Genomic DNA, 12219 nt, shown 5'->3' with positions numbered 1-12219 from the left:
CCAAAATCACCACATCAAATCATCCGGCACCTTAAAGTCAGCATACGGATCTTCCTCATCCAGCTCTTCCTGACTCAGCGCACTATTCAAAACAATACTATCCGCATCCCGCTGCGCAATTTTATCCGCCACACTCGCAGGAATAATCGCATATTGATTCTCACCATTACCATCAACCACCAACCGCGCAATCGCCAGACGACCGCTAATCAGCTGCGCCTGAGTCAGCTTATCCACCGTCACTCTTTTAATTAAATTGTCATCGGTGAAGTTAAAATCAATATCGCCTTTTGAAATGTTGATTCTGTTCATTTCAATAAGCTGTTTCACCTGAGCTTTATACTCTTTGGATAATGCAACCTGTTTTTGTTGTTCGCTTAACTGCTTATCACGTTCAAGCTGTGCTTTTTTATTTTCTTCTACCGCTTCTCTTGCCTCACGCGCCTGAACCCGTGATTTTTTAGCCGTTCGCTGAACTTTGGCCATCTTTTTGCTGTTTACTAATCCTGCTTTTAACAGCTGCTCTTGTAAGGTGAGTTTTGTCATTTTCGTTTCTAAACCAATTGAAAAATTTGTGGGATTATACCTGTAACTACCCCCTACATCACCCCCTCTTCCACCACCGTCCGACCCGCACCCGTCACTTTCTTCACCCCATAAGCCTTCCTGACCCGCGCCTGCAACGCCTCAAGTTGTATCTGGATCTCCGGTTTTAAATTCCCGCTATACAACATAGAGGTTTCCATATTTTTATACCGGCCTTCACGTACCGCGCTCCCCCAGTTGTAAGAGCCAACACACATCACCTGCTCATCAGCCATCACTATCTTGCTATGTACCCGATTCATGACATAAACCTGAACCCCGTTATTACGCAATGCTTCACAACACTGCTTAAATGTTTGATCTTTTTCAGCATGGTATTGATTGTTATCGAAAGCATTAAAGTAATAGTCAGTATAAATATTTACCTCAATGCCTCGTGCGGCCGCGGCCTGCATATGTTTCAGGAATCCGGAATCGACCAGGCGGGAAAGAATAAGCCACGGCGATACCATATCCACGCGCTTTTGCACGATACTCAATAGATTCAGGAAAAACGGATCGTGCTCTTCAGAGCCATTTATTAATTTGGGTTTCGGACATAACTTCATTAAGTCAGGGCGGGAGCCAATAGAAAAACTCAGTTCATTCTCTTCACGGCTAAACAGATATTTCCCCAGCATATGCCTCGGGGTACTTTTACCTGCTGAAGAAATAACATCCATATCGCCAAACACCAGAAAGCTGTCTTTCGCCCGGGATACCGCGACATTCAACATAGAGGGGTCGCCGTCAATAAAGCCACCATCGTTATGGCGGGAATAGACAGCAGAAAAAATCACTACTTTTCTTTCTGCACCCTGTAGCGCATGTACCGTTCCAACCGTCATTTCCCCTTCACCACGGCCCATTTTAATGCCCTGGGCTTCGCACAGTTCAGCAATCAATCTTTCCTGAGCTTTAAAAGGCGTAATAACACCAACAATGTCTTCTAACTTAGACTGATAAGCCGCCTCTAACTCGGTACGTTTTTCAGCCAGCCAGCTGGCAATGGTCGCGGCTTCAAGTCGATTAATACGACTTCCACCCATAGGCGATTCAGCCATGCCATCAATATGCAAATAACCAAAAGCAGGCAATATAAGTTTGTTATCGTTTAATGCATCGTATCTTCCTCGCTTGGGAAGAAGTAAACCTTGATAACAAAGATCGTTACAGAAAGAGATAATCTCATCAAAACAACGCCGATGTTCCCGGAGAAACATCCCCGGTTCGGTTTCATCTAAGTAACGATACCGACTGGCAGATTGTGCAATTCGCATCACGCTACCATCCACAACCGAGCGCCCCAGCTGGCGAATCTCCGGATATTCGTCCCGATGAGATAACAGCCGGTGTTGCATCATGTTACCCACATCAACCGCTTGCGATTGACTACTCACCGGTTTGATTTGATGTACATCGCCAATAACCAGTGCGCGCTTTGCCAGCGCAAAAGATGCCGCTGCGGTGTCAGGGGAAACCTGCCCCGCCTCATCAATAATCAGCAGGTCGATCTCATTAATTAAATAGCTATCGGCCTCAAATATCCGATACTTCATATGCCCCGGCAGAGAATGAAGCGTAGATACAATACAGGGCGTAATTTTCATTCGCCGATACCAGCGAGGGCGAACAAATTTTAGTCCTGTCTTTTCTTTACCGGATGGCCCCGGTTTTAGTAGTTCATCTTCCTGAGCTCTGCAATCAAGCAACCAGCGCGCTTCCCAATAATGCACTGCAAGCTGGAATAATTTAAAACGCAATGAGGTATCCAGCGCTTTATCCAGTTGATCCAACGTTTGAATCGCTTCCGGGGCTGCAATAAATATTGATGCACGACTTAACCAGCGCTGCTGGGCTATGCTTTTCTCTTCCAGCAATCTATTCCAGTTCTCTAGCACTGATTCAGTTTGAGTTATGGCTTGCTGTTGAGTGTCAATCCATTGGGATAACGCGGTTTCAGGATTGCCGTCGCCCTCAACGTTAACAATATGGCGAGTGGTGGCACTAAAATGCTGCTCAATAAAAATCTCACGCCGGAGCTGACGTTTTTTGGCGATTGGCGGTACTACATTTAGCAGTGTCAGTAATATCGACTCATCGGCACAAAATTGTTTCCACTGCAAAACATCCTGAGCGATCAGAGAAAGCGCCTGCTGCAATGCCGCTAATTCAGACTGCTTTGTCGCTTTGGCTAATTCTGCATCGTCTCCCATCGCTTGATAACAGCTCTTTTCAGCGCACTTCACCGCCTGCCAGTCATGATGTATTGCATCAAACTGTTGATGATGGTGACTGAGTTCAGCGTACAAACGCTGTTTGACTTTAAGAACAGTATCCAGCGAACTATCGTTAAATACCGTTTGAGCTCTGGTTAAAAACGCTGACTCCGCCCGATCAATATATTCCGGATCTTCTAACGAACGATAAAAAGCTGCCGTTTGATAATATTTTGCTGCTCCACTCTCCAGACTGGAAGCCGGAAAATAACCACCATAGCTGTTAACATCGGGTAACCAGCGCCCGCTAAACCGATCGCTATTCTCCTCAAAGTCTTTACCAAACGCCTCAATAATATTGGTTACCGCCTGATTGTTGGTCGAGGCGGCAATGATAAGAGGAGGTTCTTGCTCTTTCAGCGCCGCATCAACCCACATCGACGCTACCACTGATAAAACAAAGGTGGTTTTCCCTGTTCCCGGCGGGCCATTAACTGCCAATATTTCCCCCTCGGACATCGTTAGCACCTGAGCTAACGCATCACGCTGGGCATCTGCCAGAGGAAATTTTGAGTTTGAATGGCCACTGCGTGCAGCCAGAGACGCTAACGAGTCAATGCAAGGTTGATACGTTGTACAGTAACCCCGGGCATAATTTTCTATCAGCGGTATGGGTTCCTGATTACTATCCAGCCAGTCAAATAGTTTTAGGATATTGCGAGTCCCGTTGCTGACATCATCACACCTAAGTAAATACCCCTTTCCTTTCTTATTTTCATAACGCTCCCGGAGCACAAAGTCATGGCATAACTGAATAAACAGGCAACGAGTAAAATGGTGGTACTGAGCCCAATATGACGCCAGTTCCTCATGACTTTGCGCACTTTTAAATAACGCTATTGCCTCTTGCTCAGAGAAAACTAACAGCTCATGTTGATCCAGGAAGTTATCCATCTCTTTGACGGATGAAAGGGTTAATTTGTCATCATGCTGTGGAGATAAGAGATCGCGAGGAATAACCGGTGCTGATTCAGGCAAGAAAAAGCCATTACGGCTCACCCAAAAAATACAAATAACCGGGGTCACAATCTCAGGAAAAGAACCGGTATATTTTTTCCCATGTTCAAACTTAAGTTTATAAGCCGTCGGCCGGTATACCACTTTAACCAACGATACATTTTCGGCTTCATTCTTAAACAGCGATTCAAGTACATCGCTGTCTTTATCCAGATAACCATTTTTCAATGAATCAACAGGGACAGATAAATAGGTACGAAGTTCTTTTGACGTTAATGCACCTTTACCACTTTCAGCGTCCGCTAAAGAATTACGCCAATACCGCAACCATTGCCCTGTTTTGGTTGAATTCATGCCTGTCATCCCTTGCTCTGGTTTTCTTCTACAGAAGTGCCATATGTTTGATTTTAATATGAGGCCAACAGCCTGGCATTCTAATATCAATCTTTATGGCAGGAATGAATCAGATAACAGGCAGTGTATGACGCAATATTTATTGCCCGTTACAATAACAGAGTGAAAAGACTTAATTGTATATTTGCATAGTGATTTTTAATTTCTTATCCAGCGAATAATTAATTTCGGCATTAATTAATACGCTTTGGAGTCAATGAAATAAAAGCCATCAATCCTCTCTTATCCTATAAGAGTAATCTTAATATTTTCTGACTCCATTTTGTGTTTATAAATGGCTCATGAAAATTTTTCATAATTTAATTTATTCGCGTAATTATTAGCGGAACAAACCGCAAACCATACCGATTTCTGTCACAAGAGTAGCATCATCATCTAATTCGTAGCTAACTGCGCAAAAATACCAGCGGCGCACAGGCCTCCGGATGCGTCGACACCCGTAAATCTGCATGATACAGCTCACTTAGCATTGATTCGTTTAGCACTTCGTCCGGGGTGCCGTTGGCAATAATCCGCCCCTGATCCAGCAGGATCATACGGTCGGCGTACAGGGAGGCCAGATTCAAATCGTGCAATACACAGCAGACGTTAAAATTGTCCTCTTTCACCAGTTTTTTCAACAATCGAAACAGCTGTTGCTGATAATGCACATCCAGTGCAGAGGTGGGCTCATCCAGAAATAACCACTTGGGTTTATCCCGATTTTGCCACAGCTGTGCCAGTAAACGCGCCAGATGTACCCGCTGTTGTTCACCGCCGGAAAGGTGACAATAGTTGCGCTTTGCCAGGTTTTCACAGGAACAGAGTGCCATAATTTGCGCCAGTGAATCGTCTCGCGCCGGGTCTTTCCGGGTGTGGAAACCCATTTCAATTACTTCCTTCACGCTAAAAGGAAAGGCCATACCGGAGTTTTGTCGCATCACTGCCCGCGCCTTTGCCAGTTCTTTCACTGACCACTGATTTAATGGTTTACCAAACAGCAAACATTGCCCCGAGGTCGGTTGCAGATAACCGGTCAACTGCCGCAATAACGTTGATTTACCCGCGCCGTTAGGGCCAAGGATCGCCACAATCTCACCTCCCGGCAGGGTCAATGAAACGTTATCCGTGAGTTTACGATGGTGAACGCTATACACCAGATTCTGAGCTTCAATCACCTGTCGACCTCCGGGTGCGTATAATTAGCCATAAGAAATAGGGGCCGCCTATCAGACTGGTGAGCAAACCCACCGGCATTTCAGCCGGTTGTACCACGGTGCGTGCCAGCGTATCCGCCAGCAACAGTAAGCAGGCTCCGCCCAGGGCTGAACACGGCAACAGCCAACGGTGATTGGCACCAATGGTCATGCGAATCAGGTGAGGAATGACTAAACCAATAAATCCAATAATGCCGCTTACTGCGACGGTAGAACCAACCAGTAATGAACAAAGGATCAGCAGAACCTGCCGTTTGCGTTTTACGTTTAATCCTAAGTAATGGGCTTCTTCATCCCCTAATTGCAACAGGTTCAGGCTATGCGCGTTATACCAGGTCAACGCCATGGCAGGGATGGCCAATGACGCAGCAATCGCCAGAGTTGACCACTGAGCCTGCCCCAGACTTCCCATCATCCACAACGTTAGTTGGCGCAGTTGTTGTTCATCGCCGATATAGCTCAATACGCCAATGGATGCACCGCACAGAGCATTGATGGCAATCCCGGCTAATAGCAGATACATCATGCCATTCTGACCGGCGTCTCCGCTCAGAAAGAAAATCACCAGACAGATAAGAAAACTGCCAATAACGGCAAAAAACATCTGCTCATACAGTACCAGTGCCGCCGGTAATGCCACCGGAAATACAATAGTGATGCCCACCATCAACGCTGAACCGCTGCTGACCCCCAACAGTCCGGGGTCAGCCATAGGATTACGGAATAACCCCTGCATCACAACGCCGGCCATCGCCAATGCAGAACCAACTAACACCGCCAGCAGCACTCTGGGTAAACGGATATTTAGCCAAATATCCCGGTAATACGCCTTTAACTCCGCATCCCATAATGCCGAAAACGTCAGGTTTATCGCCCCCAGATTGGTTGCACACAGTGTTAATACAATAAGAAAAACCACCAATCCCCAGAAAAACCGGGGAGAAGAGAGTGAATAATTCATCACTCAATATCTCCATGACATACAAGACGTTTCGCGCCATTACGGCGCGGTATTTTATTTATTGGCTGCCGGCGTTAACTCAGGTTGCACTAAACTGTAGATCTGGTTGTTCAGAGAAGCCTCCGCCAACAGCTGTTGAACCACTCTCGCCACATCCCTGCGGTAGACAAAACCATGAACTTCCTGATGCTGATAAAGCTGAGCCAGACCAGTTGCAGTACCATTCAGTAAGCCGCCGGGGCGCACAATGGCAAAATCCAACGTGCTGGTCTGTAACCAGATTTCAGCTAATGATTTCTCACGTACCGCCTGTCCGAACGCAGCTCTTGCTCGTTGGGACAACGTAGGCCAGCTATCGCCACAGCCTAATGACGTCACCATCACCATTTGTGACAATCCACATTTTTCGGCGGTATCGACAATAATGCGATGGGCCAGATAGTCCTGTGCTCCACCAAGGGTGGAGATAATCGCCGCAGATTCACCGGCAGTCTGACAGGCTTGCTCAACGGCATACGGATCGCTGGCATCCCCTTCGATAACCGTTACGCCCAAATTTCGCAGGCGTTGGGCTGCATCTGGCTTACGCACTAACGCCACTACCGAACGCCCCTCAGCAAGCGCCAGCTCAAGTACGCCAGCGCCTACACCATGACCACCGGCACCAAAAATTAACCAAGGCTTCACGCTGGCACCTTCTCTAGCCGGGCGGCCAGCGCACGAAATGCCACCACTTGATCAGCCAGCAGTTGGCGATGCTCATCACGACCGAGGAAAATTTTAAACATCGCGCTGCCAGCCTCGTTCAGGAACAGAATTGAGGCGGTATCCATGCCCATAAACTGGCGCTCAATCAGCGCGATATGTTTGCAGTTTTCCGCTTTGATGTGCCCGGTCATCCCCTGCTTACCGCGCAGGTTGAAGTAACCATGGCGATGGAAACCCGATGGCAGTTCACCGGTAAACTCCAGAATCACATCGGAGGTATGCACCAGTGTGGTCACGTTGCCCCACTCAACGGCAGCATCCCACAGGGTATCAAACTGATCTCCGCCCACCAGCGTACGCACCGGTAAGTGTTTAATCACCTCCAGCAGCGTAGTATTAAATTGGCCTGCGATAGCTTCCAGCGTGCCATCGGGATTGGTTTTCATTAGTTCATGTAATTCAGCGTTCATGCTCATTCCTTATTGATATTGCCAGTCAATTATTGCTTCGCGTTAAGTTCTAAAATCAGTTCCTGCAAAGATTGCAGTAAGTTACTTGCCCAGAACCGACCTTCATTGGTCAGACGCAGGCAGGTGGAGCTATCCAACGACAGGCCGGACTGATGCCACTGTTCCAGCAACGGTAATAAAACGTCAGCATGGGGTGTCAGGGAGTCCAGCGGCACTCGTCCCACTTCAATTCCGGCCTGCAGGTCGTGCCGCCATTGATATTGGCTGTCAGCGCTTTGCGTCATCATCATTAATGGCTTGGCACCGTTTGAGATCCCCTGAAAATAGTTATCGAGATTACGTTCTACCATCCAGGAGTGACCATTCACCGAGCCACCGCCGCCGGAACCAAAGGCCAGACAATCTGCTCCACGTTTTATCAGCAGGTTATACAGATTTCGTTCCCGGGTGGTACGCCCCCAGTGGCTGTTACTGATGCTGTGCCAGCCATTCTGATCCATGAAATCACAGCCCTGAAGGTAGAAATCACGTCGCTCTGCCGGCGTTGGCACCGTGATGCGATTGTTCTCTACTGCTTTGCCTAAAGTGGTATTTGGCAGCAGGTTTAAGGCATACAGATCGACGCCATCAAGGCCGATATCACGTACTGTGGCTAAATCTTCCGCCCAGCTTTGCGTATCCTGTCCCGGTAAACCAAACAGCAAATCACATACCACCGCAGCGCGATCACGTCGGCACAGGCCTTCCATAAACCGTCTGGCTTCCGGGCCATCGGAGGTACGCGCCATGCGTTTACGAATTTCACTGTTAAAGGTTTGAATACCGATGGAGAAGCGATTTGCCCCCGCATCCAGACAGGCATCAATGCGCTCATCATCAAAATTAAGCACTCGCCCCTCAATGGTAATTTCGCAGTCCGGTGCCAGCGGCAGGCACTGACGCAGAGTTGTGATAATGCGTGCTATATCTTTAGCCGCCAGTGCCGATGGCGTACCGCCACCAAAATAGATTGCATGTATCGGTGCCGATTGATGCAGAGGGCTGTCCGCTTCCATCTCAATTTCACGCAATAGCGCATCGGTATAGTGGGTGCAGCTATCTTCATCGTATAGATTTTGATAAAAGCCACAGAAGCTACAGTGGGTGGCACAAAACGGGATATGAAGATAAATCAGCCGTTTACGTGGTGGTGTAATGGTATTCACCAGCGCATTCCAGGCGGCCGCCTGCTGTTCCTTTGGAACGGGCATCGCGCTGCGCCAGGGCATCATGGCACGGCGATCGCGAAAGGGTTGAGAACCCGGTAGGGCGAAATGAGGAGTAAAATCCGGCTGTGGCAATTTCATTGTAGCGTCTTTCACGGTTATTTTAAGTTGTACTGGTGACGGGTTAGTTAATACTGACTAACCCGTCACCAGCGGAAATAAAAAGCTATGGGCTATTGGGGTACAGCTGTTGATGTAGCTGTTCTACCGCCTCAACCACCCGCGGCCCCATTCCCAGAATCAGCGATTGATCCACTTCGATAATGCGCTGGTTTTTCCATGCTGCGGTGCGGTTAATTCCCGCTATGTTACCGAGCTGTTTTCTTTGAGCTTCTGATGACATGCTCTGGGAAGTGACCACAATAACGTCAGGATTTGCGGCAATAATGGCCTCACCGCTGTAAGACTTGTACTGTTCGTGAGTAGCCACATTGCTGCCCCCCGCCAGTTTCAGCACCGCTTCAGCTACACTCCCTGCGCCGGCAACCTGAGGTGAGTTACCACCAACGGAGAGTAAAAACATCACCCGAACCGGCTGTTTTTGTTGTGCGTTACTGTTAGCAACGGCATCCAGGCGGGTTTGAATGCCGTTAATCAGCGCTTCACCCTGTTCTGAGTGCTGTAACGCTTTAGATAAAGTACGAATATTCTGATACATACGTTCGATGGTGGCAGGGGTACGCGGCAGAGTCAGAACCTTGACCTGATGCTTTGATAACTGCTCCATCACCAGTTTTGGCCCGGCATCTTCCCAGGTGATAAAGGTCGTTGGTCGCAGAGAAAGAATTCCCTCCACGTTCAGTTGTTTCCAGTAACCTATTTGTGGCAATTGATTCGTCTCTGGCGGATAAAACGTGGTCTGATCAACGCCAACCACTTGATTACCTGCACCAATGGCATAGACCAGTTCGGACAGAGAGCCTCCCGCTATCACCAGTTTTTCCTCTGCGACAGTCTGACCACAAAGGAACAGCGCAAGAATACCGGTCATCAGTCGTTTGATTTTCATCATCAGAATTTCCACGTCAGGCCGACGGCGGCATTAATTCCCGCTGCCGGAATAGATTCATGAGCGGTTTGATAGCGCTTATCGGTGAGGTTATTCAGCTCAAGATTTACCTGATATTGATTTTCAGAACCAAACTCACTGTTAAACGCCAGATTGAGCGTTGCCCAACCCGGGTATTTCTGAGTGGTGGAACCGGTATTGTCGGTGGCTTTTGACGCCGCGCGAATATACAGATCGGAGGTCAGATCCAGTGCGCTTAAAGAGAACAGATGCTTAACGCCAAAACGTCCGGTCACGCTGGGTTCACCGGTATCCCAGGTTTTCATATCCTGACCGATGAACTGACGGCGCAGGATATTACCGCTGGCATACGGAGAAACCGACCAGCCGTTATACTCGGCGGACAATTCCATACCGTAAGTTTTGGCTCGATCGACGTTATCGTAATAGTAGTAATCCGCACGGGCTGAACTGGTATTGCCCTTACAAATACTTTGGCCTGAACAAGCGATAGAAGCGATATAGTCTTTGGCTTCTGAATAATAGATTGCGCCATCCACATACCACATATTGCCGTTATAACGAGCGCCAACTTCGACGTTATTGGAGTGCTCGGCATCCAGATTTTGATTGCCGTAGGTCATGCCGCCACCGGCAGAGGTATCCATAAACAGCTGGGCAACGGTAGGAAATACATAGCCCTGAGCAAATGCCATTCTTAATTCAGTATTATCAAAACCGGAGTAGCGCAGGCTGGTTGAGGTAACAAAGGCGCTATCACTGACAGAACGGCTATCCAGAGTGGTAAAGCTGTTGCCTGAAATGGTATGAGAGGCGCTTTCATTGCCGCTTTTTAATTCCGACTCCAGCCAGTATTGACGGGCGCCCAGCGTCCATGTCCAGTTGTCGCTCAGCTTCCATTCATCTTGCCCAAATATCGACCAGTTGGTTTGTTCCGACTTGCTGTTAGCCTGAGTATTTTTGGTGTAGTTTACCGCCGCAGGGAAACCTCTGGAGCTGCTGGATTCGGTTTTACCCACCGATTCCTGCGTGACTTTATCCTGCTGATACTGTGCCCCTAACACCAGACTGTTATTCTCAGAAAGTGAAAAGTTTGACTGTAATGTCATACCGTAAGTTTTCTGTTCATCTTCAGTACGGGTCTGATTGGCAACGCTTAAATCACCAATCATTGGGCTACCGCTTGGAGTCACCACTTTCACTTTATTTTTAAAGTCGCGCTCAAGTTTCTGAGTGTAGCCATCAAGATGAATACTCTTCAGATATTCGCCGTCGACTGCGAAGTCATAAAATAGCCCGACTTTCTCGCGTTCCAGCTTAGGAATGGCAACGCTGAACTCCTGGTAGGCGTCATCATCCAGATAGGTTTGAGTGGATAACTTGTAGCGATCCAGAGACAGGCCGAATTTATGTTTATCCAGCGTATAGCCTAACCACACACCCTGACTGTTATTTTCAAATCCGGTATCCGGTAAACGCCCGTCCGGCGTGTCACGATCGCCGTGATCGGCGTAGCTGCCGTTAACCCGATAATCAAAGTTACCCAGGCTGCCCTGAAGGTTAGCTGATTCACGCCAGCCTTTCGTGGCCGAGTCATAAACCGCTTTCACCGTACCGCCAATCGGATTGTCGCCCCCTTTACGGGTGATAAAGTTCACAACTCCACCAATGGCTTGCGAACCGTAGAGTACCGAATAGGGGCCTTTCACCACCTCGATACGCTCCAGAGAGGAATCATCAATCAGAATACCCGGGCCAAAGTTCTGCCCCGCCCGTTGATAAGTCACTTCCTGTCCATCAATCAGAATCAGAACTCGTGAGGAGGCTTCTCCACGAATACGAATTTGTTTGCGCCCCGCTAAGGCATTATCGGTAACTTCAACACCCGGAATATCCTGCAATTCATCAGCCAGAGATGAACGTGTGGATTTTTCCAGCTGTTCGCTATTAATGACCTGAATTGTTACCGGACTACTCCACAACGAGGTTTCTGAACGCGTCGCAGTCACGACTAATTCGTTTTTTTCTTCCGCAATCGATGAACCGGAAGTCGAAGGTGTTGCAGCTGTGGCGCTTTGAATAACCAGAAGAGTTATAGAGGAGAGTAAAAAGTACCCGTTCCTTGTGTGTAATGCCATGCCCAAACCTTAATAAGAATGATTGTTATTATCATTCTAGTTTACGTTAGCATTTGCAATTAAGTCTATACGAAAAGGTACCAATCAAATACATGATTGACTTACATCAACAAAATTAGTGGGTTGTATCAAGGAATTGAGATATTGATCAAACTTTCAGACTGAGCCATGTCAGGCTATAACCTGAGCATAATCGCTTTTGTTCTGGATTAATTT

General features: G+C 47.9%; 9 protein-coding genes. All 9 read right to left on the bottom strand.

Going from position 1 to position 12219, the window contains the following annotated elements:
• Positions 1-6 precede the first annotated feature (6 nt).
• The 9 genes from I2494_RS12580 to I2494_RS12540 all read right to left on the bottom strand — a co-directional run bounded on the left by I2494_RS12580 (position 7) and on the right by I2494_RS12540 (position 12003).
• Positions 7-546 (bottom strand): DUF2058 domain-containing protein, encoded by a 540-nt coding sequence (locus I2494_RS12580; RefSeq protein ID WP_218467142.1) that lies wholly within the window; start codon positions 544-546, stop codon positions 7-9.
• A 53-nt stretch (positions 547-599) separates the two neighbouring features.
• Positions 600-4175, bottom strand: coding sequence for an AAA domain-containing protein (locus tag I2494_RS12575; protein ID WP_218467143.1), 3576 nt, complete (start codon positions 4173-4175; stop codon positions 600-602).
• Positions 4176-4621: 446 nt separating this feature from the next.
• Positions 4622-5392: a heme ABC transporter ATP-binding protein gene (locus I2494_RS12570; RefSeq protein WP_218467144.1), complete on the bottom strand. Its 771-nt coding sequence runs from the start codon at positions 5390-5392 to the stop codon at positions 4622-4624.
• The gene (locus I2494_RS12565; protein WP_218467145.1) at positions 5385-6395 is read right to left on the bottom strand and encodes a FecCD family ABC transporter permease; all 1011 of its coding nucleotides are present in this window, start codon (positions 6393-6395) and stop codon (positions 5385-5387) included. The genes I2494_RS12570 and I2494_RS12565 overlap by 8 nt, the downstream gene beginning before the upstream one ends.
• Positions 6396-6446: 51 nt before the next feature.
• Complete coding sequence (locus I2494_RS12560; RefSeq protein WP_228350944.1) at positions 6447-7079, bottom strand: NAD(P)H-binding protein; 633 nt, start codon at positions 7077-7079, stop codon at positions 6447-6449.
• A complete protein-coding gene (gene hutX / locus I2494_RS12555) occupies positions 7076-7570 on the bottom strand; it encodes a heme utilization cystosolic carrier protein HutX (RefSeq protein WP_228350943.1) in 495 nt (164 codons plus the stop codon). The genes I2494_RS12560 and hutX overlap by 4 nt, the downstream gene beginning before the upstream one ends.
• Positions 7571-7599: 29 nt before the next feature.
• A complete protein-coding gene (gene hutW, locus I2494_RS12550) occupies positions 7600-8916 on the bottom strand; it encodes a heme anaerobic degradation radical SAM methyltransferase ChuW/HutW (RefSeq protein ID WP_218467147.1) in 1317 nt (438 codons plus the stop codon).
• Between the two features lie 85 nt (positions 8917-9001).
• Positions 9002-9847: a heme/hemin ABC transporter substrate-binding protein gene (locus I2494_RS12545; protein ID WP_218467148.1), complete on the bottom strand. Its 846-nt coding sequence runs from the start codon at positions 9845-9847 to the stop codon at positions 9002-9004.
• Positions 9847-12003 (bottom strand): TonB-dependent receptor plug domain-containing protein, encoded by a 2157-nt coding sequence (locus I2494_RS12540; RefSeq protein WP_218467149.1) that lies wholly within the window; start codon positions 12001-12003, stop codon positions 9847-9849. Before I2494_RS12540 ends, I2494_RS12545 begins: the two co-directional genes overlap by 1 nt.
• Between the last annotated feature and the right edge of the window lie 216 nt (positions 12004-12219).

Origin of the sequence: Limnobaculum allomyrinae (genome assembly GCF_016649425.1) — a bacterium.
In the GTDB taxonomy this organism is placed as follows: Bacteria; Pseudomonadota; Gammaproteobacteria; order Enterobacterales; family Enterobacteriaceae; genus Limnobaculum; species Limnobaculum allomyrinae.
Note: the sequence above shows the minus strand (reverse complement) of the source record. Positions and strands in the feature narration are given on the sequence as shown.

Bases quoted from the DNA above. Each gene is read 5' to 3' on its own strand.
- I2494_RS12580 (WP_218467142.1), bottom strand. From the start codon at position 546: ATGACAAAACTCACCTTACAAGAGCAGCTGTTAAAAGCAGGATTAGTA.
- I2494_RS12575 (WP_218467143.1), bottom strand. From the start codon at position 4,175: ATGAATTCAACCAAAACAGGGCAATGGTTGCGGTATTGGCGTAATTCT.
- hutX (WP_228350943.1), bottom strand. From the start codon at position 7,570: ATGAACGCTGAATTACATGAACTAATGAAAACCAATCCCGATGGCACG.
- hutW (WP_218467147.1), bottom strand. From the start codon at position 8,916: ATGAAATTGCCACAGCCGGATTTTACTCCTCATTTCGCCCTACCGGGT.
- I2494_RS12545 (WP_218467148.1), bottom strand. From the start codon at position 9,847: ATGATGAAAATCAAACGACTGATGACCGGTATTCTTGCGCTGTTCCTT.
- I2494_RS12540 (WP_218467149.1), bottom strand. From the start codon at position 12,003: ATGGCATTACACACAAGGAACGGGTACTTTTTACTCTCCTCTATAACT.